This is a genomic window from Neptuniibacter sp. QD72_48 (assembly GCF_047778065.1).
In the GTDB taxonomy this organism is placed as follows: Bacteria; Pseudomonadota; Gammaproteobacteria; order Pseudomonadales; family Balneatricaceae; genus Neptuniibacter.
In genome coordinates this window covers 3748668-3772960 of the sequence record NZ_CP180547.1, presented here as the reverse complement: position 1 = coordinate 3772960, position 24293 = coordinate 3748668, and the positions used below count along the sequence as shown (strand labels likewise).

At 46.9% G+C, this 24293-nt stretch carries 17 protein-coding genes and 1 pseudogene; 5 read left to right on the top strand and 13 right to left on the bottom strand.

Annotation, left to right across the window (positions count from 1 at the left end):
- Positions 1-44: 44 nt before the first annotated feature.
- From nirD to ACMXYX_RS17330, 10 genes and pseudogenes are all read right to left on the bottom strand, one after another.
- Complete coding sequence (nirD, locus tag ACMXYX_RS17375; protein ID WP_415882912.1) at positions 45-392, bottom strand: nitrite reductase small subunit NirD; 348 nt, start codon at positions 390-392, stop codon at positions 45-47.
- A gap of 23 nt (positions 393-415) precedes the next feature.
- Positions 416-2920 (bottom strand): nitrite reductase large subunit NirB, encoded by a 2505-nt coding sequence (gene nirB / locus ACMXYX_RS17370; RefSeq protein ID WP_415906835.1) that lies wholly within the window; start codon positions 2918-2920, stop codon positions 416-418.
- 150 nt (positions 2921-3070) lie between these two features.
- Positions 3071-4123, bottom strand: a pseudogene (locus ACMXYX_RS17365) (NAD(P)/FAD-dependent oxidoreductase); the annotation flags it as partial.
- Between the two features lie 331 nt (positions 4124-4454).
- Complete coding sequence (locus ACMXYX_RS17360; protein WP_415882911.1) at positions 4455-6176, bottom strand: protein kinase domain-containing protein; 1722 nt, start codon at positions 6174-6176, stop codon at positions 4455-4457.
- A 112-nt stretch (positions 6177-6288) separates the two neighbouring features.
- Positions 6289-7758 (bottom strand): NarK family nitrate/nitrite MFS transporter, encoded by a 1470-nt coding sequence (locus ACMXYX_RS17355; protein ID WP_415906334.1) that lies wholly within the window; start codon positions 7756-7758, stop codon positions 6289-6291.
- 251 nt (positions 7759-8009) lie between these two features.
- Complete coding sequence (locus tag ACMXYX_RS17350; RefSeq protein ID WP_415882909.1) at positions 8010-8897, bottom strand: ABC transporter ATP-binding protein; 888 nt, start codon at positions 8895-8897, stop codon at positions 8010-8012.
- An 86-nt stretch (positions 8898-8983) separates the two neighbouring features.
- A complete protein-coding gene (locus ACMXYX_RS17345) occupies positions 8984-9970 on the bottom strand; it encodes an ABC transporter permease (protein ID WP_415882908.1) in 987 nt (328 codons plus the stop codon).
- A 73-nt stretch (positions 9971-10043) separates the two neighbouring features.
- Positions 10044-11423 carry a CmpA/NrtA family ABC transporter substrate-binding protein gene (locus ACMXYX_RS17340; RefSeq protein WP_415882907.1) on the bottom strand — a complete coding sequence of 460 codons (1380 nt, stop codon included), beginning with the start codon at positions 11421-11423 and terminating at the stop codon, positions 10044-10046.
- A 464-nt stretch (positions 11424-11887) separates the two neighbouring features.
- Entirely contained in the window at positions 11888-12913 is a 1026-nt protein-coding gene (locus tag ACMXYX_RS17335; protein ID WP_415882906.1) for a CmpA/NrtA family ABC transporter substrate-binding protein, read from the bottom strand.
- Positions 12914-12930: 17 nt separating this feature from the next.
- On the bottom strand, positions 12931-13536 hold the full coding sequence (locus ACMXYX_RS17330) for an ANTAR domain-containing response regulator (protein WP_415882905.1): 606 nt from the start codon (positions 13534-13536) through the stop codon (positions 12931-12933).
- A gap of 229 nt (positions 13537-13765) precedes the next feature.
- On the opposite strand from ACMXYX_RS17330, the gene ACMXYX_RS17325 reads away from it, so the two are divergent.
- Both ACMXYX_RS17325 and ACMXYX_RS17320 read left to right on the top strand, forming a co-directional pair.
- On the top strand, positions 13766-16396 hold the full coding sequence (locus ACMXYX_RS17325) for a molybdopterin-dependent oxidoreductase (protein WP_415882904.1): 2631 nt from the start codon (positions 13766-13768) through the stop codon (positions 16394-16396).
- 229 nt (positions 16397-16625) lie between these two features.
- Positions 16626-17228 (top strand): hypothetical protein, encoded by a 603-nt coding sequence (locus tag ACMXYX_RS17320; RefSeq protein WP_415882903.1) that lies wholly within the window; start codon positions 16626-16628, stop codon positions 17226-17228.
- Between the two features lie 86 nt (positions 17229-17314).
- Here the strand turns inward: ACMXYX_RS17320 and ACMXYX_RS17315 are convergent, their stop codons facing one another.
- Entirely contained in the window at positions 17315-18112 is a 798-nt protein-coding gene (locus tag ACMXYX_RS17315) for an FAD-binding oxidoreductase (RefSeq protein ID WP_415906333.1), read from the bottom strand.
- A gap of 434 nt (positions 18113-18546) precedes the next feature.
- On the opposite strand from ACMXYX_RS17315, the gene ACMXYX_RS17310 reads away from it, so the two are divergent.
- From ACMXYX_RS17310 to ACMXYX_RS17300, 3 genes are all read left to right on the top strand, one after another.
- Positions 18547-19521: a DUF1852 domain-containing protein gene (locus ACMXYX_RS17310; protein ID WP_415906332.1), complete on the top strand. Its 975-nt coding sequence runs from the start codon at positions 18547-18549 to the stop codon at positions 19519-19521.
- A 25-nt stretch (positions 19522-19546) separates the two neighbouring features.
- Positions 19547-20575, top strand: coding sequence for a methionine synthase (locus ACMXYX_RS17305; RefSeq protein ID WP_415906331.1), 1029 nt, complete (start codon positions 19547-19549; stop codon positions 20573-20575).
- A 199-nt stretch (positions 20576-20774) separates the two neighbouring features.
- Positions 20775-21326, top strand: coding sequence for a hypothetical protein (locus ACMXYX_RS17300; RefSeq protein WP_415906330.1), 552 nt, complete (start codon positions 20775-20777; stop codon positions 21324-21326).
- 173 nt (positions 21327-21499) lie between these two features.
- Here the strand turns inward: ACMXYX_RS17300 and ACMXYX_RS17295 are convergent, their stop codons facing one another.
- Positions 21500-23659 (bottom strand): TonB-dependent receptor plug domain-containing protein, encoded by a 2160-nt coding sequence (locus ACMXYX_RS17295; RefSeq protein WP_415906329.1) that lies wholly within the window; start codon positions 23657-23659, stop codon positions 21500-21502.
- 19 nt (positions 23660-23678) lie between these two features.
- Positions 23679-24212 (bottom strand): chorismate--pyruvate lyase family protein, encoded by a 534-nt coding sequence (locus ACMXYX_RS17290; RefSeq protein WP_415906328.1) that lies wholly within the window; start codon positions 24210-24212, stop codon positions 23679-23681.
- Positions 24213-24293: the final 81 nt, after the last annotated feature.

Sequence of the window (24293 nt, the reverse complement as noted above, 5' to 3'; positions counted from 1 at the left end):
TTCCCTGTGCAACCGTTCCATCTTGTATCTATAGCTACCGGTTATTACAGCATGATTTGAACCTGATCATCGACAAAGCGAGCAGGCCACACAGGTACGCTGACATCGGGTTCTTCGATGCAGGCACCTGAGCTAAGTGAAAAGTGTTGTTTGTATAAAGGCGATGCCACCATCGGCTCGCCTTGAAGATCGCCGATTAAACCGCGCGATAGTACGTTAGAACCGCTAAATGGGTCGTTGTTACCTACGGCAAAGATCTCGTTCTCATACTCTGGGATATAGAACAGTGCGATCTGTTGGCCCTCATGCATAGCGGCTACGCCAGAATGAGGGATAAGGTCGTTTTTGCTGCACAGATCGATCCATTCAGCGTTGCTATCAATAGTCGTCATGATAAATATCTCCTAATCGCTAGTTATGCCGGACGGATCTGATCACGTTCCATGATATGAACGATCTGCGGATCAGCCTGTTTTTCAGTGTTCACGAAAGTACGGAAACGTTTTAGTTTCTCTTCGTCTTCTAGTGTCGACTTCCACTCACACTGATAGGTCTCTACTACATGGCTCATTTGTGATTCGAGTTCAGCGGCAATCTCTAGTTTGTCATCGATTACCACTTCGCGAAGGTAATCTAGACCACCTTCTAAGTTATCCATCCAAACCGACGTACGCTGTAGACGGTCTGCTGTTTTCACGTAGAACATAAGGACACGGTCGATGTAACGAATCAGTGTGTCGTCATCTAGGTCGGTCGCAAATAGATCGGCGTGACGAGGTTTCATACCACCGTTACCGCAAACATAGAGGTTCCAACCGTTTTCAGTCGCGATTACACCTATATCTTTACTCTGCGCTTCAGCACATTCACGCGTACAGCCAGAAACAGCAAATTTGATTTTGTGAGGTGAGCGCAGACCTTTGTAGCGATTCTCAAGTTTGATCGCCATGCCAGCACTGTCATTGACACCGTAGCGGCACCAGGTGCTACCTACACAAGATTTCACAGTACGTAGGGACTTACCGTAGGCGTGACCTGTTTCGAAACCAGCATCGACGAGTTCTTTCCAGATCAACGGTAGTTCGTGTAGCTGAGCGCCGAATAGGTCGACACGCTGACCACCGGTGATTTTGGTGTAAAGGTTATATTTCTTAGCAACCTGACCTAACACGATCAGTTTGTCTGGTGTGATCTCACCGCCGGCAACACGAGGAACGATGGAGTAAGTACCGTTCTTCTGCATGTTCGCCATAAAGGTATCGTTTGTATCCTGTAGAGATACCAATGGCTCTTCCATGATGTGCTCATTCCAGCAAGACGCCAAAATAGAACCTGCAGTTGGCTTACAGATCTCACAACCTAGGCCCTTACCGTGTTTCTCTAGTAGTTCAGAGAAAGAGCGGATGCCTTCAACACGGATGATGTGATAAAGCTCTTCACGGGTGTATGCAAAGTGCTCGCAAAGGTCGGTATTTACTTCAACACCGCGTTTTTCTAATTCGCAATCTACAACGCTCTTCAGCATCGCTGCACAACCACCACAACCCGAAGCGGCTTTAGTGGCATCTTTTACGTCTGCAACCGAGGTTGCACCTTCATCGATAGAGCAGCAGATCTGGCCTTTAGTTACGTTTAGGCAAGAACAGATCGTTGCTTCGTTTGGTAGGGCATCTGGTCCTAGTGCCGGTGCAGCCGAACCATCCAGTGATGGTAGGATTAGGCTTTGTGGTTTTTCTGGTAGATCGATGCCGTTAAGTGCATATTGAAGCAAAGTATCATATTTACTGTTATCGCCAACAAGTACTGCACCTAGGAGTTTAGTGCGATCTTCAGAGACAACGATACGGTAGTAAACCTGCTCGTCTTCATCAGAGTAGCGGTAGCTGATGCTGCCCGGTGTCTGACCGTGAGCATCACCGATAGAGCCTACATCAACACCTAGAAGCTTCAGTTTGGTACTCATATCAGCACCGGTAAAGGCACTGTCATCGCCCGCAATTGCAGCCACAGCTGTTTTAGCCATAGTGTAACCCGGAGCTACCAAACCAAAGATCTGGTTGTTCCAAAGTGCACATTCACCAATCGCGTAGATGTTTTCATCAGAAGTACGGCACTGATCGTTAACCATGATGCCCCCACGTTCGCCAATCTCTAGGTCGCTTGAACGTGCTAGCGTATCTTGTGGACGGATACCCGCAGAGAACAGGATCAGGTCTGTTTCTAGGTGTGTACCGTCGCTGAAGTTCATGCGGTAGGTGTGTTCTTCACCGGCAACGATCTCAGTTGTCGCTTTGTTGCAGTGAACATCTACATCCAGATCTTCAATTTTGTTTTTCAGTAGCTCACCGCCATCTTCGTCTAGCTGAACCGGCATTAGGCGGGGTGCAAACTCAACTACGTGAGCTTTAAGACCTAGGGATTTCAGAGCATTAGCTGCTTCTAGGCCCAATAGACCACCACCCACTACAACGCCAACTTTGGCAGACTCTGCACACGCTTGGATCTTATCTAGATCTTCCAAGGTGCGATAAACAAAGCAGGCATCACCATCATTACCCGGTATCGGGGGGACAAATGGGTAAGATCCGGTCGCCAAGACCAAGGTGTCGTAGGGATATGTACCTTGTTCTGTGATGACCTGCTTTGCATCGCGATCGATCTGCGTAGCACCTTCGCTCAAGTGAAGGTTTACGCTATGAGTTTCATAAAAGTTATCTTCTACCAGACACAGATCCTGATACGTGGAACCGCCGAAATATTCAGAAAGATGGACACGGTCATACGCTGCGCGATCTTCTTCAGCCAGGATGTGAACGTCATATTCATTCGCGCTCTCTCCCGTTACAAAGTTTTCGACAAAGTGGTGTCCTACCATGCCGTTACCAATAACGACTAACTGTTTTTTAGGGCTGCTTGTCATAGCGGAATTACCTATATTTTGTTCTTCGATAACCTCGTCGCAAAGAGGGCTGCCAAATAGCAGCTGCGATCTGCAGGCGCTCAAATCTGTGTTGTTCTTTAATTGGTCGAAATACCATTGGCCTTCACGTACATCGCCAAACAAAACGGCACCTTTCAGGCGATTGTCTTGTAACCAAAGCTTGCGATAGTCGTTCAGCTTCAGATCGTGATAAACCAAGGTTTCAGTGTTTTCGTCGTCGCTTAAGTCACCGCAGGAGAACAGTTCTACTCCGCTGATTTTCAGCTGAGTAGCAACCGCTTCTTCAACATACTGCGCTGACTGCTCTAATAGGGTTGCGGTCAGAATTGCGGTTTGTTGCCAAATCGGTGCGACCAGACCGTAAGTAAATTGATCAAACTGACAGCATTCACCTAGTGCAAAGATGTCGCTATCACTGGTGCGCATCTGGTTATCGACACAGATGCCACGTTCACAGGCTAAGCCGCTCTGTTCAGCGAGTGCTTTGTTAGGCGTTACGCCGATCGCGGTAATGACCAGATCAGCTTTGAGTTTCTCGCCGTCAGACATATGAACTGCTTGTACATGTCCGTCGCCAACGATGGCATCGGTAATCGCATCTAGGCGGAATTTAAGGCCGCGCTCTTCCAGAGAGTTCAATAGCATCGCGGCTGCGGTGCTATCTAACTGGTTGTTCAGTAGGTAAGGTGCACGTTGCAGTACAGTGACATCCATACCCAAAATTCGAAGACCTTCTGCGGCTTCTAGACCTAAGAAACCACCGCCGATCACAACCGCATGCTTATGGCTTTCCGCCATCTCTTTCATGCGATCTACATCTTTCAGGGTGCGGAAATTCATCACACCCTCTAGATCTAGGCCCGGAAGAGGTACGCGAGTCGGGTAAGAGCCTGTAGCCATCACCAACTGGTCATACTCAACTTCGATGCCGGATTGGCTAATAACTTTTTTGTTCTCACGATCAATAACTTCTACTGGATCGCCACTGTGTAACTGGATCCCCTGTTCCGCATACCACTCCTGTGTCAGCGTAATAATATTTTCCAGTGGCGCTTCACCGCTTAGTAGGTGAGATAACAAAACGCGGTTATAGCTGCCGCCGGGTTCTTCACCAAAAACAGTAATATCAAACTGGCCTGCCGCCGATTCGCTCAGGCATTGCAGTAGTCGGCCTGTTGCCATGCCGTTACCAATAATGATTAGTCGTTTTTTCATCTCAAACCCAACGTCAAAAAATAAAAAAAGGCGTTATCCATGCAGCACTTCAGTAAAGTGCCGATGGAGAACGCCTTTGTTCTCTTAGCCCGATTTTTGTAACTAATACTGCAGAATTATCACCCCAACAGATCTTTGTTACACAATAGATATAGCAGGGGGTGTGCCAATTTAAATAAAATCCTTATAAAACATATAGTTAATGTTTTTGGGCCGTTTGGTGATCACTATAAGGGTTTGAATTTGAAGCACAAACCTGTTGCTGTGACCTGTTATGGTGCACTGCAATAGGCATGGATCATTCCAGCATGCTTAATAGAACCAAATTGGAGATCAACAACACTCCGGCTAAAAGTTTCCATACTAGTACTGGGTTTTTCTCTAATAACGGCTGGTGCTGAATCTTGGCTGCTAGTGCATGGTTCGGACGGGTGAAATCTTTTTCAAACTCAGAGAATGCGTCATAACGGAAACGCGGATTAGGTTGCAGCGCTTTACGTAAGCAGCCTTCGACCCAAAGCGGTAGATCTTTGCGATGGTGCAGAGCCGGAATATATTCCAGCTCTGCGTAATTATTGATCTCTGCCGAAGAGGAGGACATCTCTTTGTAGGGCAGTTTACCGGTGATCATCTCGTAAATAATGACAGCAAAAGAGAACAGATCTGATTTAAAACTGCCGGATTCTCCCATCAGATACTCAGGTGCGATGTAATTTACCGAACCTTGTGGAATCGCTTTATCCAGAGGTGAGCTCATCTCCTCGATACCGGCTATTTTCGCGGTACCGAAGTCGATAATTTTTACTCGTCCATCCTGATTGATCATGATGTTTTCGGGTTTCAGATCCTGATGAACCATATCCGCGCGTTGGAACGCTCTTAGCCCTTGAATGATCTGCTTAGCGAGTTTTCGCACCTCATCTAACGGTGGATTAGGATTGTCGTTCATCCACTCGCGCAGGTTCATCCCCTGAATGTGCTCACCGACATAATAGAGAAACAGCTTTTGCTGTCGGCACGGATAGGTTTTCATCACATGGTGATGATCGATCCGTTGCCCCACCCACTCTTCGCGGATAAAGCCATCCAGGTATAAGGAATCATCGGAGAAATTAGTCGATGGTGCTTTGAGTACGTATTGCTGATGAGTTTCTTTGTCTTTCACCAGATACATATGGCTTCGCGTGCCACTAAAAATCAGGTCGAGTACTTCATAGCCATCGATCTGATTGCCAACTTTCATCACTGGAGGAATAGGCAACTGAGTCAGTTGTTGGTGACTCTCTTCCAGCGATTTGACGGGCAGTTCATCGACACAGACGATCAGCGCTGTGAGGTTATCGTCACTGCCTTTAGCTAAAGCACTACTAATCAGTGTATCCGCGGCTTTTTCCGGATCAGAAAAGGCATTTGAAAGAATCTTTTTCATCTCGGCGCGGGTTAAAAAATCGTGCACTCCATCGGTGGTCATCAATAAGAGGTCGCCATCATTTAGCGGTCGAGTGGAATAATCGACTTCTAAATGGCGGTCGCCCCCTAAAGCCCTAGCTAAGTAACTATGCCCACCCGATTTTCGCACATGATCCTGACTCAACTGTTCCAGCTCTCCTTGCTGGAAGTGATAGATGCGTGAATCACCCACATGGAACATGTGTAGGGTGTTGGACTTAATTACCAAGGCCGAGAAGGTACAAAGCATATTGTCCTGCTCGCGATGGCTAAGGTTATTCTCTTTGTGCAGCCAGCGGTTTAAGGCTGTCATTACGCGGGATACAGAGTTTCGTACACTCCAACTGTGGGGGGTACTGAAATAGTCCTGCATAAAACTGGTGACACTGGTTTGGCTGGCGATATGGGAATCTGCGCAGCTACTGACACCATCGGCAATCACTGCCGCAACCCCTTTAAACTCCCGATCTGCATTGTCTGGAATATGAGCTGCAAACGCATCCTGATTGACGGGTTTTATCCCCGCAATTGATTTACCGCCAAAGCGTATAGATAACGTTTTATTACTCATGTGTTTGCCTGTATGTAATACCTGTAGGAGCTCAGTCCTCTGAGCGAAAACTCGCCCACAGGGTGGGCTCCTACAGTGTATTTACCACCCCTGCAGGGCTGGTAAATACAACTTAGCTAACTTTGATTAACTCTACTGTACCGTCTTCATTTACTTCCGCCATGTGACCTTTTGGTTCTTCTAGCAGTAGTAGTGCCAAGAAACCAATTACAGCCGTTACTGCGATTACGGTGAAGAAAGTAGAGTAATCAACCATCGATAGCACGGTTAGGTAGAACACTGCACCTACGTTACCGTAAGCCCCCGTCATACCAGCAATCTGACCTGTCAGACGACGCTTGATCAATGGTACAACTGCGAATACAGCACCTTCACCCGCCTGTACAAAGAAAGAGCATGCCATAGCAGCAGCAACGGCTAGGAATAGTGGCCATGTGCTATCAATCATAGACATCGTTGCATAACCTGCAGCCAAACCCGCTGTTAGGATCAATAGTGTTTTCTTACGACCAAAACGGTCACTAATCCAACCACCACCTGGGCGGGACATTAGGTTCATGAAAGCGTAAGCAGAGGCTAGAAGACCTGCATAAACCATATCTAGTTCGAATACTTCAGAGAAGAACAGTGGCAGCATAGACACAACCGCTAGTTCAGAACCGAACGTCGCGAAGTAAAGAACGTTTAGTACGGCAACCTGTTTGAATTTGTACTGCTCAACTTCAGGAACCGGCTTCTCAAAGATCTCTTTGTTAACGTTGTAGGCACTTACGCAATCGTACACAAGGATCGCACCTAAGCTCACGTAGATTACAACGGCAGCCATATCAGAAAGGATAGATACGCCTGCTGGAGAAAGCTTCCACGTTAGCAGAGAAAGAGCAGCGTACATTGGCAGCTTCATGATTAGCATGAAGACGAAGTCACCTTTGCTGGTTACTTCCATGCCGCCAATTTTCTTCGGCTTGAAGTAAGTAGAACCTTTTGGCGTATCAGATACGTTTTTGTACCAGATAAAGCTGAAGCCAAGGCTCATTAGGCCCGTTAGGCCAACAGCATAGCGCCAGCCGTCTTCACCACCAAACATCAGTGCTAGTGTTGGTAGCAACATTGCGCCTGCAGCAGAACCGAAGTTACCCCAGCCACCGTAGATACCTTCAGCAGTACCCAGCTCATTTGCAGGGAACCACTCACTTACCATACGGATACCGATTACGAAGCCCGCACCGATAAAACCAAGTAGGAAACGTGAAATCGCTGCCTGAGCAAAGTCAGTCGATAGGGCAAAAAGGAAACACGGAATACTGGCGATAAACAGTAGCGCAGCGTAAGTGATACGAGGGCCGTATTTATCGGTCAGCATACCGATGATGATGCGCGCAGGAATGGTTAGCGCAACGTTAAGAATAAGAAGTGTTTTTACTTCAGCTGGCGTTAGGCTCAGTGATTGGGCAATCGCACCCAGTAGTGGAGCATGGTTGAACCAGACAAAAAACGTAATAAAGAATGCCATCCAGCTCATGTGCAAAATCTTCATTTTGCCGCTGAAAGCAAAAATATTTAGCTTTCCTGAGTCGTTCATAATTAGGGCCCTCGTAAGGTTTTAAAAGCAATAAAAAAGGCGTTCAGACCCCTGTCCTTAACCTTGGGTGGTAGGTTAGGGAGAGAGGTATGAACGCCTTTGTTCGATTCTATGCGAGGATTTATCGCTCCACCGTTGGAGCATTCAGACTAGCTAATAAGGTGCGCTTTGTTGGTGCGCTTTCTTAGCTATGCACTGCTTTAGTCTGACCAAATCCTAGAATTCACCGTTGAAATGTAGGGTTTCAGTGCTTAAGCAGCTTTTTCCTCGCTTTCTGCTTTACCATCTTGCACATCCTGTGCCAGATCTTGCTTTTTATCCTCTTTTGGTGCGGATTCAGCGCTGTCAGGCTTGCGCTGCTTCTCATATAGGAAGGTCAGCACTTCATGACGATAGTGGTTGTACTGTGGGTCATCCGCCAATGCGATACGGTCACGTGGGCGCGGCAGGTCGATATCTAGAATCTCACCGACAGTCGCAGCTGGGCCATTGGTCATCATTACGATACGGTCAGATAGCAGTACTGCTTCATCGACATCGTGGGTAATCATGATCACCGTGTTGTTGAGATCTTTTTGGATCTCCATTAGAGAGTCCTGTAGGTGAGCACGGGTTAGGGCATCCAAGGCACCAAATGGCTCATCCATCAGCATTACGGTCGGCTCCATTGCTAGTGCACGAGCGATACCGACACGCTGCTTCATACCACCGGAGATCTCATCAGGACGTTTGTCCATCGCGTGATCCATGTGTACGAGCGATAGGTTGTGCTCAATCCACTCGCGCATCTCTGCTTTTGATTTCTGCTTACCGAAAACCTGTTTCACGGCTAGCTCAACGTTTTCGTAAGCGCTTAACCATGGCAATAGGGAGTGGTTCTGGAAAACCACTGCACGTTCAGGGCCCGGTGCATTGACCTCTTTACCATCAAGTAGGCAGCCACCTTTAGTCGCTTGATAAAGGCCTGCAACGATATTCAGTACAGTCGATTTACCACAACCGGAGTGACCGATTAGCGAGACAAACTCACCTTTATTGATGGTTAAGTTCACATCCTGTAGCGCTTTGAATGGGCCGTTAGGGGTTGGGAAATCAATATCTACTTTTGTTAGTTCTAAATGCTTTGGAGGCTGAGTCATGATAATTCTCCTGCTGAGAGGCTTGGCCTCTCAGGCTTTAAATTCTGTTAACGTCCTATGTAACGTTTTGCTTTATAGCGCCTTACTTATCTAAGTACCGCAGTCTTATCCCAAGACACTTTCTTCTGCAGGAACAACATAACGCGGTCTAGCATGAAGCCGATCAGACCAATCACAAGCACGGCTACCATGATGCGGCCTAGGGAGCTGGAGCTACCGTTCTGGAACTCATCCCATACGAACTTACCTAGACCAGGGTTTTGCGCCAGCATCTCTGCGGCGATCAATACCATCCACGCGATACCCAGTGATAGACGCAAACCTGTGAAGATCATCGGGATAGAGGATGGCAGTACAATTTTGCTGACATGTGCGAACCAGCTCAGACGTAGTACCTGAGATACGTTCTGCAGATCTTTACTGATGCTAGATACACCTACCGCTGTGTTAAGCAGTGTTGGCCACAAACTACATAGAGATACAGTGATTAGAGATGTCACAAAGGACTTAGCAAACATTGGGTCCTTGCTGACATAAACCGCACTGACAACCATAGTAACCAGTGGCAACCATGCCAGTGGCGATACCGGTTTAAACAACTGAATCAACGGGTTCAGTGCAGAGTAAAGAGTATTGTTTAAGCCGATCACGATGCCCGCAGGGATAGCGATCAGGGATGCCAGAATAAAGCCTGACAATACCGTTACTAGGCTCGTACCGATCTGATCAAAGAACGTCGGGTTGCCTGTGTAAGGGCGGATTTTTACTTTAGCGTTCGGGTCTTTTTCTAGCTTCTTAGCGTTACGTTTCTCTTGGCGCTCGTAGAAAGCAGCCTCTTTATTTCGTTCATTCTGGTGATCGTTTACCAGATTGATGGTTTGTTCATACACTGCCATTGGGCCAGGAAACGCGCCCAAGGATGTATTAATGCTTTTCGCGCCGATCTCCCACACGAAAAGGAAAATTAGTAGACCAACCAGAGGTACCAGAAGGGTTTTGCTGAACTTCTGTAGATTGTCTTTCGGGTTTTCAAAAAAGGCACCGATGCCTGATAGTGCGGATGTATTACTCATAACTTGCTACTCCCTCGTTGACCTGAATTCCTCCCCCAAAACTGAGGGGGAGGAATATGCTTAACCAGTCAGATTAGATTTTCTGTTCTGGTTGCAGACCAATGTTGAACTTCTTCAGGTAGTCATTTGGCTTCTTACCGTCGTAAGTGATGTTGTCGATGAAGTGAGTCTGCGGAGCACGGAAACCATCTTCAGTATTGAAGTCTGGGAACATGTCTGGCGTCATCTTACCTTCTTCGATTAGCTCTTTAGCTGCTGTTGCGTAGATATCAGGACGGTAAACTTTCTTCGCGATATCCATGAACCACTGGTCAGACTTAGGTTCAGAGATCTGACCCCAACGACGCATCTGAGTTAGGTACCAGATTGCATCGGAGTAGTATGGGTAAGTCGCGTTGTAGCGGAAGAACACGTTGAAATCTGGCACTTCACGCTTATCGCCTTTTTCGTACTCAAATGTACCTGTCATTGAGTTAGCAATAACGTCGTAGTCCGCACCTACATAGTTAGGCTGAGACAAGATTTTTACTGCTTCTGGGCGGTTCGCATTGTTGTTATCGTCCAACCATTTAGCTGCACGGATCATCGCTTTAACAACACGAAGGTGAGTATTCGGGTTTTCATCCGCCCATGCTTTAGATACACCAAATACTTTCTCTGGGTTGTTTTTCCAAATCTCGTAGTCAGTGACTACAGGTACACCAATACCTTTAAATACAGCCTGCTGGTTCCATGGCTCACCTACGCAGTAACCGTAGATCGTGCCTGCTTCCATTGTTGCTGGCATCTGTGGTGGCGGTGTTACAGATAGTAGGGCATCGGCATCGATCGTACCGGATGTATCACCTTTATGCGGTGCGTAGTAACCAGGGTGGATACCACCCGCCGCTAGCCAATAACGTAGCTCGTAGTTGTGTGTAGATACTGGGAATACCATACCCATGTTAAATGGCTTACCGTCGTCTTTGTATTTCTCAACAACAGGTTTTAGCGCATCGGCTTTGATCGGGTGTACTGGTTTGCCATCAGCTTGTTTAGGCACATACTCTTTCATCTGATCCCAAATATCGTTAGATACAGTGATCGCGTTACCGTTAAGGTCCATAGAGAATGCAGTGATGATGTGAGACTGCGTACCGAAACCGATAGTGGCACCTAGCGGTTGACCTGCAAGCATGTGTGCGCCATCAAGCTGACCGTCAATGACACGGTCGAGAAGAACTTTCCAGTTTGCTTGTGCTTCTAGCGTTACGTATAGGCCTTCATCTTCAAAGAAGCCTTTTTCGTATGCAACCGCTAGAGGAGCCATATCTGTCAGTTTGATAAAACCAAACTTCAGATCTTCTTTTTCAGGCTCACCAATTGCTGCCCATGCAGGGACGGTAATTAATGATGCAGCTAAGACTGCACCGCTGATAACTTTACTTAGTAGAGCCTTTTTCTTCTTAAGCATGGATCGTTCTCCCAATCTTAAAAACAAAAAGGCGCCGAACATGATCACATCACTGTGATCAGCCGAGGCGCCTTTGCCTAGTTTCAAATTTTGTGACCTTCTGGGTCATGTTTAACTTTTAGAGTGCACCGCCATTGGTGCACTCATTTGTTATCTAATAGAGCAGATGCTGTGCCAGAGTTTTTTAAATCCAGTAAAAACAATGGGTTATGTTTATGCTGTGTGCTTATGTAAGTTTTGGTTGTGATTTGTTGCGGTGCACAATGGGGCTTTTGGTCATTAAGTTGGTGCAAAAGTGCGAGAGCAAAAATGGGGCAAGTGAAGTTTGTTTTGGGGCGAAAGGTTTAAAAAGGGGCTTTAAATGGAACAAAGGTTATCAATAGAAGGGCGTGTTTTAGGCTCGGAGCTTTTTAGAGAAAAAAGCTCAGTTCTTATGAACTGAGCCCGTGCTTTTCAATTTAGATTTAAGCGCCGATCCAGTTTTGATATAGATCTTTGCGGTAAACGTTATGGACGATATCTTCTTGATTAAACTCCTGTTCGCCAATCTGGCCACATTTACGCATCTGATCGATTAAGAACAGTCCATGCTCAGGATCGGGACAGTTCACATTCTCACCGGAGAAATGTTGCTCCATCGAATAAGGCGGTGTGAACTTAGATAACTGCTCTGCGGCCTGATCTAAATAAGGTGGCAGTGCGAGGAGTTTCAAAATCTCAGCCTGATTGCTTGGATCTTCCGCCCACAGACAGGCTTCGTGGATTGCTGTAATCAATGCGCGGTGGGTATTTGGGTGTTCATCGGCCCATTGTTGTGTGACGCCCAGCACCTTCTCCATATGCGAGCCCCAAATCTTATGGCCGGTACTGACTAAACCACCAATCTGTTGCACTAAAGCCAAGCTATTCCAAGGTTCACCTACGCAGTAGCCATCGATCAAACCGGTGGAAAGGTTATCCAGCATTTTGGTTGGCGGTACCGCGACCAGCTGTACATCCTCTTCGGTATCGATGTTGTTCTGGTTTAACCAGAAACGCAGTTGATAGTGATGGTTTGAGTAGGGATAAACGGTTGCGATAACCGGTTTTCGTCCGCTTTGCTGGATCAGCTCTTTAAACTGTTGGCCGACCTGTTCACTGTCATCCCAATCAGAGATCTTATTGGACAGGGCCATATAAAGTTCTTGCGATAGGGTGATAGCCGTACCGTTCTGGCTTAGGGATAACGCCGTCATCATCGGTGTCGGGTTACCGTTTAAGCCTAATGTTGCAGCCAGCGGCATCGGTGCCAGCATATGGGCTGCATCAAATAATCCAAAACTTACTTTGTCGCGAATAGAGGCCCAAGAGGACTCTTTACTCAGGATGACATTCAAACCATGTTTCTTAAAAAAGCCTTTCTCGCGCGCAACAACCAAAGGGGTACAATCGAGCAGTGCCACAAAACCTAGTTTCAGGTCAGTTTTTTCTAGTGTCAGTGCATCTGACATATCAGCTCCTATCTCTTTTACTTACTCAGGCCGTTCGCCAGTTGTAAAACTTCAATCACATTTCGTGCCACATCGGGAATTTTCTGACCTCGGTCCATCGCAAGCTTACGCAGGGTTTGATATGCCTGTTCTTCGTCGCAGCCTTGATGCTTCATCAGCATGCCTTTGGCTTTCTCTATGGTTTTGCGTTCTGCCAGTTGGTTTCTGGTTTTCTCCAGCTCTTCACGTAATAAACTGTGAGCATCGAAATGAGCAATCGCCGTATCCATAATCGCTTTTACGCGGTCTGGTTGAAGACCGTCGGCTATATAAGCGCTGACACCGGCGTTGATTGCTTCGGCCATCGTCCTGCGGTCGTTCTGTTGTTCCGCAAAGAAGACGATCGGGCGCGGATTGTTCTGGCTCATCGTCGCCATACTTTCCAACGTGTCACGGTTGGGTGAATCCATATCTATAATGACTATGTCGGGGTGGTTCTCCTCGACATGCTTATTTAGATCAGTGGTGTTAGGTAGATGACAGACAACATGGTGCCCCAGCGTATTTAACGCCTTCTCAAGCGCATTCACACGAATGGGCTCGTCATCGATCAACAGCACGTTTAAACAGTTAACTTTACTCATTAATCCAGTTCCGGAATTGGATAGCCTGTCATAAAGCAATATTTGTTCCATGGTTATTCGGGCGCTTTATGGCACGCGCTTTGCTGTACTAGGAGCAATACATTTTGATGCGCAACGGTGCGTGCTTACTCTGTCTTCAGTTTAGGGTATGCAGGTGCCTGCATTCCAAAAAACTGACCAGTAAGCCAAATATTTACGTTGCTCTTGGATAGTTTTATTGGAGGTAAAGATGCAAACGACAACGACCTGTCCTTACTGCGGCGTGGGCTGCGGGGTAAAGGCCGAAATTGCTGACGATTGCGTAGTTGCAGTAAAGGGTAACGAAGAACACCCTGCTAATTTTGGCCGTTTATGTGTAAAAGGCTCCTCTTTAAACGAGGTGTTAGGGGCCGAAGGGCGCTTACTCAACCCAGTCGTCGATGGCAAAATAGTTGAGTGGGACAGTGCTCTTGAAACAGTCGCGGAAGGTTTCAAACGCACCGTAATGGAGCACGGGCCCGATTCTGTGGCCTTTTATCTCTCTGGCCAGCTCCTTACCGAAGATTACTATATTGCCAACAAACTGATGAAAGGCTTTGTTGGCACGGCCAATGTCGATACCAACTCGCGCCTGTGTATGTCATCAGCCGTAGCAGGTTATAAGCGCGCTTTTGGTGCTGATGCTGTGCCTTGCTGCTATGAAGATCTAGAGCTTGCCGAGCTGATCATCATCACCGGTTCAAATGCTGCGTGGAACCATCCAATCCTGTTCCAACGCATGAAAGCGGCAAAAGCTAAGAATCCTAATCTGAAAATTGTAGTGGTAGACCCACGTCGCACCGCGACCTGCGATATCGCCGATCTGCATATTCAGCTCAAAGCCGAAACCGATACATCTCTGTTTACCGGTTTGCTGTCTTATTTAGCGCGCCACGATCACCTTGATTACGAATATATTGCTAACTTCACTGAAGGCTTCGCTGATGCCCGTGCTAATGCCGAGCTTACTTTCCCAGATGTTGATAGCGTGGCTAAAGCCTGTGATCTGCCTATCATGCAATTGCGCACCTTCTTTGAGTGGTACGCCAGAACTGAAAAAGTTGTGACTTTCTACTCGCAAGGGGTGAACCAGTCCGCCAGTGGTACCGATAATTCCAATGCCATTATTAACTGCCACCTGGCTACCGGACGTCTGGGTAAAGAAGGCGCAGGACCGTTCTCGATTACTGGGCAGCCAAACGCAATGGGTGGCCGCGAAGTAGGCGGCCTAGCGAATCAGCTTGCAGCGCATATGGAGTTAAATTCGCCCGAAGCGGTCGACCGTGTAGGCCGTTTCTGGGGCAGCGATAATGTTGCGACCAGCGCCGGTTATAAAGCGGTGGATCTGTTCGAAGCGATTGAACAGGGCAAAGTAAAAGCGATCTGGATTATGGGTACCAACCCTGCGGTAAGTTTGCCAAATGCCGATCAAGTGGTTCGCAGCCTGAAGCAATGTCCGCTGGTGGTGGTATCTGACTGTATGGCGCATACAGATACAGTTGCCCTGGCCAATGTATGTTTACCGGCGACGGGCTGGAGCGAGAAAAATGGTACTGTAACTAACTCTGAGCGTCGTATCTCCCGTCAGCGTAGCTTACTGCCGCCATCAGGCGAAGCTAAACCGGACTGGTGGATTATCAGCGAAGTGGCCAAGCGTATGGGCTATGAACAGGCCTTCACCTACGACCACCCTTACGAGATCTTTAAAGAGCATGCTGAGTTATCGGGTTTTGAAAACAACGGCAGTCGCGCTTTTGATATCAGCCAACTGCAAGATCTGAATCTTAAAAGTTACGATGCCTTAAAACCACAGCAGTGGCCGGTAACCGATGCTGCGCCTTATGGCACCGCGCGTCTATTTGCTGACGGTAAGTTCTTTACGCCATCGGGTAAGGCGCAGTTTATTACGGTCGATCCACACGACCCGCTACAGCAACCTTGCGACGAAATGCCGTTTGTTATGAATACCGGCCGTATTCGTGATCAGTGGCACACAATGACCCATACAGGGCGTACCAGCCGCCTTTTTCAACACCGCGAAGAACCCTTTGTTGAGCTCAACAGAGAGGACGCGGACAAACTGAATATCAAAGAATCTGAGCTCGTTAAACTTACAAATATACAGGCGGAATATATCGGTCGTGCCCGTATCGTTGATACCGATCAGCGCCGCGGTGAGATCTTTGTGCCTATGCACTGGAACAAACAGTTCAGTGCCAAGGCGCGCATGGGGGCCCTGGTTCAGCCGGCGGTCGATCCGTTCTCGGGTCAGCCAGAAGGTAAACACGCGGTGGTAAACGTCGAGCCATATAACCCCGCTTGGGAAGGTTGGCTGATTACCCGCAAGCCCCTAGATGATGCGTTACCGGTGGAATACTGGTCGCGTGTGCCCAAAGAGAGTGCATCGCTCTACTATCTGGCAGACAGCAACAACATCGAAGATATGCGTAGCTGGTGTCAGGAGCAGTTTGGTGAAATCGATATCTGGTTGGAAGACGCCGGTCAGCATAGCTTCCGTGCTGCTGGCTTAAGTGGTGAGCAACTAGAATGGGCCTTCTTCCGTATGCCGTACGGCCAGATTCCATCAACCTTATGGCTGGAACAGCTCTTTGCCGAAACCGAAGTGAATATGGATCAACGCCGCTTCCTACTCAGCGTAACAGGCTGCGAACTGGAAGATCCGGGTGAGATCATCTGTAGCTGTTACCAAGTAGGTAGCCACGCCATCGAAGATGCGATCCAACAAGGTTGTAACTCACTCGATGCACTGGGTAATAAGCTTAAGTGCGGTACTAACTGTGGCTCCTGTATTCCTGAATTGAATGGGATGTTGGGGAAGTGATGGTGTAGCTGTAAAAGGCAGGGTAAAAACGGGAAAAAGCAGCCATTGGCTGCTTTTTTTAGGACGCCACTGCGTGGCTAGAGGACGGCTGCGGCTAGAGGCGAAAAAGCTATTTGAATTCTGTTTGTGCTCTATGCAGAGCTCTGTGTGATTGTTAATCAGATGCAATTAATAGATAGTTAGTTAAAGGATATTGGCTCAATGCACGCCAAGGAAAAAACTGTAGTTTATGAAGAATTATCTTTTACTAGCCTTTCTGCTTCTCACGTCATTGAATCTTGCTGCTGAATCCGAAGATACGTCGCGATGCAATTTCTATGAAGACACGAAAAAGCATGGGGATCCAAGGACATACCTGTTACTTGGAGATTGTTATTACATTGGGAAAGGCAGGTCGAAGGATGTCGCTAAAGCAGAAGCTCTTTGGCTACAGGCTGTGGCTTTAGGTGAAAAGCAAGCTGCATTGAACCTAGGTAGCTATTACGCCTTTTTTAAAAAGGGACATGAGTTAGAGGGGCTAGGTTACCTCAGCTTAGTGGAAGATACATATCCCAAGGATGCAAACCTATTGCAGGGACTGTTTTACCTAAAACATCCAAATTTTAGAGGGTTCAAAACTAACAACCTTGCTTACCACTTTTTAGATAAATCATTTTCAGCTGGTAGCTTTATTTCGGCATACACATTGTCTTATGCGATTAGTGAAGGATTAATTAAGGTTGATGAAACAGCTAATAGTTGGCTAGCAAAAGGCGATTCACTGTCGCCTAGTGGGGTTGATTTAAGTTTGGTGATAAATGAACTAAAACAGGGTGGTTTTATTGATAACTAGAATTCAAAAGCATGATTTTCAGAATGCTAGCAAGTAGGGTGTAATAGCGGAGCGTATTACACCTTTTCCTCTAATCAATCAGCACTTCAACTAGCCGCTTGCTGCCCCCTTGGCGCAAACTCAAATACGTCTGAGTAGCAGTTCTCTTCCTTAAGCCCTTTTGCCTCCAACTGATCGATTGTGCCGTAAACCATATTGGGAGAGCCGCATAGGTAGGTTTGAGTGCCTTCAAGTGCATCACAATCTTCGCTTACCACTTCGTAGATAAAGCCAGTATGGCCGATCCAGTTGGCATCTGGTGATTCGAGAATTGGCGTGAAACTTAGGTTCGCATTCTGATCCGTCCAAGCTTTGAACTGCTCTAGCAGATAGAACTCTTCGCTCTGTTTGTTCGACCAGTAAATCTTCACTTCAGCATCGGGTTTACGTCTTAGTATCTCTTCGGTGATGCTTTTAATTTTGGATATGCCCGAGCCCGCAGCGATTAATAGATGGGGCAGAGCAAGATCGGTCTGTAAAAAGGCTTTCCCCATGGCCAGCGTTACATTAAGGGGTGTTTGGCTTTCTGCATGTTGAGATAGGCAGTTCAAAACCTTATCTGCAAACGCACTACCGTTTTGGATAAACAGCTGTAGGCGGCGAGGGTTTTCTGAATCAGGGCTGCTGGCAATGGTGTAGGAGAGCGTTTGTAGCTGACCATCGCCATTAACGTCTAAATCGAGCTGCAGATACTGTCCTGCATGATAGTTAAGCGCTGTACCTGCTGGCGATTGCAGCTCAATATCAAATGTATCTGTATCAAAAGAGACGTTTCTCAAAGGGGCAAACTTAACAACCTGACAAAGGTAAGAAGCGACTGGGTAGGTTGTGGCAAGGTTACTCATAAACAAACCTAAATATTCTGTTTTCGTGACTGATTGCCAAGCAGCTTAAAGAGCTTATTGCATGAGTAGAAATGGTTAATTTTCACTGATCAATTAGTTTCCCTCATACATTGTCTATTCGCTCCACTTGCCTAGCACCAGATCCTGAGCATCACCGATGCCGATGCAGCCTGCGTAAAATGGGCGCTCATCCAGCAAAAAAATGCCTAGTAGTGCCTCTTCAAAACTTTGCCTCAATCAATTCATGAGCAAAGGTCATCAAACCATAAAATTTAATCAATTTTTTTCATAAAACTGTCCCTGTAAAAAGTGCACTTACCTTAACGCTCACAAGAAGTACGACTGCTCCTAATATCGGCCCATGGTTATTTAAGGCAGATGAACAGTACATAGAGCGATGAAAAGTCAGACTTAATTTCTACGGAATAAAGATTATGAGCAACGGTTTCGAATACAGCATTGAGCGCATTAGTTTCGACGAAAACTATGAGCCATCAGGCAATACTCGCCTAACAACTAACTTTGCCAACTTAGCGCGTGGCGAACAGCGTAAAGAAAATTTGAGCCGTGCGATCAAGATGATTGATAACAGCTTTAATACACTAGCGACTTGGGATAACCCAAACAATGATCGTTACTCTGTAGAGCTTGAGATCATCCATGTTGATATTGATGTGCAAGGCAATGGTGATAATTTCCCAACGATTGAGATCTTAAAAACGTACATTCTTGATCACAAAACTGAGCGACGTATCGAAGGGATTGTGGGCAACAACTTCTCTTCTTACGTGCGTGATTATGATTTCAGTGTGTTGCTGTTGAATCACAACAAAGATGCAGAGCAATTTAGTGTGCCGGATAACTACGGCGAGCTGCATGGCAACATGTTTAAAGACTTTGTGAATTCAGAGGCTTACAAGCGGAACTTCAAAAAACTGCCGGTGATCTGTCTGAGTGTGTCGGATAACAAAACATATTATAAAACGGCGAATACACACCCGGTATTAGGTACTGAGTACGAGCCAAATGAGCCGTCATTGACCGAACAGTACTTTAAAAAGATGGGCATGGAAGTGCGTTACTTCATGCCGCCAAGCAGCGTGGCGCCGTATGCGTTTTATTTCTACGGGGATCTACTCAACGATTACACCAACCTTGAGTTGATTAGCACTCTTAGTACGATGGAGACGTTCCAAAAGATCTATCGTCCAGAGATTTATAACGCCAATGCCTTTGCCGGTGAGGTGTTTAAACCAAGTTTGAAGCATCAAGATTTCTCACTAACGCAAGTTGTGTATGACCGAGAAGAGCGCAGCCGTTTAGCGGTTGAGCAGGGCAGATGGGCGGAAGAGCACTTTATTAAGCCCTATGGGGAAATTCTTGAAAAATGGTCTGCTAATTACGCGTAAGCCAAGATATAGAGCTGTATAAATTATGAAAAACTTACTACCTACTTCAACTGCTGGCAGTTTACCTAAACCTTCTTGGCTAGCAGAACCGGAGAAACTTTGGTCACCTTGGAAACTAGAAGGTGAAGAACTCCTGTTCGGCAAACAAGATGCACTGCGAGTGACCCTGCAAGAGCAAGAAAATGCCGGTATTGATATCGTTAGCGATGGCGAGCAAACACGCCAGCACTTTGTGACCACCTTTATCGAGAACCTGAGCGGCGTTGATTTTGAAAAGCGCAAAACCGTTCGAATTCGTAACCGCTATGATGCCAGCGTACCGACTGTGGTTGGTCCGGTAAGCCGTCAAAAGCCTGTGTTCGTAGAGGACGCTAAGTTCCTGCGTCAGCAAACGGATCAGCCGATTAAATGGGCGCTACCAGGGCCGATGACCATGGTTGATACCCTTTACGATGATCACTATAAAAGCCGCAAAGATCTGGCTTGGGAGTTTGCCAAGGCGCTCAATGAAGAAGCGAAAGAGCTGGAAGCGGCGGGCGTGGACATTATCCAGTTTGATGAACCGGCATTTAACGTCTTCTTTGAAGAAGTAAATGAATGGGGCATTGCTTGCCTAGAACGCGCGATTGAAGGGCTTAAATGCGAAACAGCCGTGCATATCTGCTACGGCTACGGCATTAAAGCCAATACCGATTGGAAAAAAACGCTGGGCTCGGAATGGCGTCAATACGAAGAGACGTTCCCATCACTGCAGAAATCCAATATCGATATCATCTCTTTGGAGTGCCACAACGGTCGTGTACCGCTAGAAGTACTAGAACTGATTCGTGGTAAGAAAGTGATGGTGGGTGCGATTGATGTCGCGACAGAGACCATCGAGACGCCAGAAGAGGTCGCCGAAACTCTGCGTGGTGCGCTTAAGTATGTCGATGCCGACAAACTCTACCCTTGCACCAACTGCGGTATGGCACCCCTGTCACGAGAAATTGCACGCGGCAAATTGAATGCCCTGCACGCGGGTGCAGAACTGGTTAGAAAAGAGCTGGCAGCGTGAGATTAAGTGGCAAGGACGCCGCTTCGCGGCTAGAGATCGCTCCGCTTTTAGGACGCAGCTACGCTGCTAGAGGACGGCTGCGCCTAGAGAAAAGGATTTTAGTGGGGGAGTGGCTTCTGCTTTGTGCCAAAAGCGGACATTCCTAGTGGAAGCTGTTAGCCTGTGAGTACTTATCGATAGCACAAGGATATGCTTGGTAATGAATAAAGCAAAGTGTAACACTGCCTCCAAACGCAAATTCATTAACCTTCCGAAAAGTAAGCAACAAAGCCTTCGGCATGAGTTCGCTACCCATTTTGAAGCTCTCGATACATACTACGATACTGGGGAGTTAGAGAGTGTTGAATGGATTTCTGTAACTGTTTTTGATCACTGGTTATCTTTAGATGAAGCAATATTGAATCTAGATAAAGCAAGAGATGAAACTCGCAAAGCCTACGATGAAAAGCTATATACCTTTATCTGCCTGCTGACTTCTCAATTTGAAGCCTTTTTAGTTAAGAAGTTAGGTCGGTACAATGAAAAGCTTACGTTCAGAGAATTTACTTCAAAAGAAGGCAGGAAATCGACACTAATCCTCTCTGATTATAGGTGTGGTGAGCGGGCACGCTTCTCTTTTGTTATTCCATCGTTAGGGATTCTTTACTTTGAAGGTAGTGACTTTACCCACCATATTTACTTCAAGGATGTAAATGCTCTGGAGACAATCAGGCCTTTAGTTGACCGCTGTAAACTGTTCTTGTTGTGCTAATGGACTATGACTGAGCGATAAAGATTTTCAGTGATAAGAAGCGCAATAGTGGAGTTTTTAGATGTCTGCTTTGTGTCGAAAGCAGTCGAGCAATTATCTAGCGTAGGGTGTAATAGCGAAGCGTATTACACCAATTCCAAACCTTAGTTGTGTTCAGCCAGTCAATTACTTGCCTAGAACTGGTAAGTCAGTTCTCCTAACACGCTTCGACCTTCAATAGGATAATCGTTAGGGATGATTGAAGACGCAGGGGTGGTGGCATTCTTATCCAGTACGTTTTTGATGATCAGAGCTGTACTGAGTCCAGCTAACTTGTGTTCTTTTGAGAGTTTTAGGTTCGCCCATGAATAACCGCTGTGTTTTGTGCGTGTGTCGTTTGGAGCCCTGTTACTCGAACCGATCCAATGGTTATTCAGGTTTAGCTTCCAATGATTGGGGAGACGGTAATCTACGGCTAGGTAGCCCGTGTGGTTTGGAATATCGGCGACACTGCCACCCGTAATCGAGTTTTTGGTGTTTAGGTAGTTGTATTGGGTTTTCAGTGTTAACGAATGATTGATATGCCAAGTTCCCTCTATCTCTATGCCGTAACCTTGCTGTTCCATCGAGTTCTGGAATTGATATACAGAACCGTTAAATTGGTTGGTGATCAAATCATCGGCTTGGTAGTAAAAGAGCGTATTTTGTAGATGCAGCGTTTCTTTGGGTTTGATGTCAGCAACCAGTTCCAGTGTTTCTATTTTTTCGGGTTTAAGCGGCGGCGAGCCTAGTCCACCGGGATTGTTCTTTAAATAAAGCTCGCTGAATGACGGTGCACGGAAGGCCCTGCCGTAGAGTAATTTGCCGGTAAGTTTTTGATTTGGCTCCCAAACCAAGCCCATTCTCGGATTAAATACTCGGCCAAAATCGGAATAATGATCTATACGCCCACCGACGGTGAGGGTCCAGTTTTTATTTAGCGCCCATTGGTCTTGAATCGCTAAAAATGCATTATGACGTTCATTATCTTCTGAATAGACGTAAGACTGATCGCTAACGTCGGTTAAGTTGCCATCAACAACCGTTTCGGTGCCGTCTAACACACCGGGACCAAAGTTCTTTCTCTCTTCACTGCGGAAATTACTAAATTGCCCCCCGACCTGAAAGCGCCAAATATGATCGGGTGAACCAACATAGTTTAAAATGAGATCAACGTAAGATTTATGCATTTTGGCGGAAGGAATGCCTATGACTCCATCTGTAAAACGGACTAAGTTGCCTCCTGGAGTATATGGGTTTCCATCGCTGCCAATCGGAATAATACTGTTGGCTGGAAACAGGGTTAAGGTGCTTTCACCTTCTTGATAGTGGTAGGAATAGTTGTTCTCCAGGGAATATTGAGAGTTGATAATGCCCCGGTATTGTAGATGCGACATGAGGGAGTAAGTGTCTTCATAACCCGAACTGTCTAGGGCACGGGCACCGCCTTGGCCGTTACCCGCATTACGGTTATGCCAAAACCAGTTATTCCAGCTCCAGTCACCCCTATCGATATTTAACATCGCATTGGTGACCGAGTAATTTCTATTGAGCGGGCCGGGCGCTAATGATGCGTTTGAGCCGAAAGTAATGTCATTAAGTGACTGGAAGTCTTGAGTAATAATTCTGGAATCATCGCCGTCACTCTGTTGATGTTCGAGTGAAAAGAAATATCCTTTGCCAAAGCCATCAAAATCGCTGTGCTGTACCGTGAAATCACGGCTGCCAAAGCTACCAGCCCTGGCTTGAAACATAGGTTCAGCAAAATTCTTCGAGCGTTTGGGTACGATATTGATGACACCTGAGTAGGCATTCGCACCATATAGCGCAGAGCTAGCACCTTTGATCACTTCAATGCGTTCAATTGCGTTGAGGGGTAATCGGAATGTTGTAGGAAGGCCACCACTAAACGGATTTTTAAACTCTATCCCATTAAAGAGAACCAGCACTTGAGTGGAAAACCCATTTTGAATACCGCGAATACTGTAGACCGGGTCCAATCTGCTTAGATCTGAGCGCTGGACATATAACCCTGCAACCGTTTCTAGAACCTCATCGAGATGCGTTGCGCCCATGGCTTCAATTTCTGAAGCGGTGATGATGCTAACTGTACCGGGTGATTTTCGGATCGCTTCTAGATGGCCTGAAGCGATCGTAGAGAAGTAGTCACCCTCATGGGGATAATTACGTTCATCAAAGCTACGTTCATCTAAGGGGGAAGAATTGGGGTCAGCAGCGATGCTCTTTACGCTAACAAATATGAATAAAACGGGTAAATATAAAGGTAGTTTTATCAATAAGTTAAGTAAACGCATCTGGCTATTTCCCGCATTATCACTCGCCTAATAGCTCAGGCAAAAATGCTTCAGAAACCAGCAATGGTTTATTGGAAAGGAAGAACACTGAGCGGCGTGCCCAGATCTCGGTTTTATCTTGCAGTTGCAGACGACTGATCTCGATTGGATCGCGGCGCATGGTTGGGTCGGTAAATAGCAGGCTACCCAAAGAGCGGTTGCCGAGCATGCGCAGCTGACGCTCACTGCCGGTTAGAGTCTGTGCTGGGATAATCGAGCGGGCAAAGACCCAAGGTACGTCGTTACCGATCAGTTGTACTTCTCGGACGAGTGCACACTGGCGTTGATCTATGCCTAGGGCATTGGCCTCGGAGCGGGTCGGACGCATCCAGCCTTGTCTTACGACTTCGACACGGAAGTTTCCGTGGCTGCGTTTCACCAAGCGTTGGGTCAACGAGCCGCTATCCAGCAACCAGCTCTGCCATTCGTGAGGCACCACGGTTTTGAGTGGTCGACGTAGTTTCAACCAACGGTTATCAAAACTTTGTGTGGTAAGGGCTGACTTGATAGGCACTTGAGGTACTTAGCTTCCTAATGATGAGTGGCGCTATCTTAGCAGAAAGGGAGGCCAGCATCATAGGCACCAAAAGGGAGC